This window comes from Desertibacillus haloalkaliphilus, assembly GCF_019039105.1.
GTDB lineage: Bacteria > Bacillota > Bacilli > Bacillales > KJ1-10-99 > Desertibacillus > Desertibacillus haloalkaliphilus.
In genome coordinates, this window is record NZ_JAHPIV010000474.1 from 1 (window position 1) to 351 (window position 351).

Here is a 351-nt window from a genome sequence, read left to right on the forward strand (position 1 = left end):
TTTATGTACCTCTTCATCCGATGGAGAACCCCAAATATATTCGAAACGCTCTTTTCCTAAATGATGCATCAAGTTTCCAGCCGAAAAGGCCCCTGTCAGAGAGTTTAGTCTCAAACGACCACCATCAATTACAGGCTCTTGTAATGTCCAAAGTAAAACATCAGCATCAATTCTTCTTAAAATTTCAGCTGTATATTCAGAGTTAGCAAATGCATTGTTCTGAAGAATGATTAAATCACATTGCTTATCATCTATGAATTCTACCAAATCTGGAATGGTTAACAACGGGTACGCTGGGCACTCGATATCCTCAGATATTTCATTCAATAGTTGTACTGATAATTCAAATTG

The 351-nt window shown here is 37.0% G+C and carries 1 pseudogene; it reads right to left on the reverse strand.

Features of this window, described 5'->3' with window-relative positions:
* Positions 1 to 351, reverse strand: a pseudogene (locus KH400_RS22875) (hypothetical protein); the annotation flags it as partial.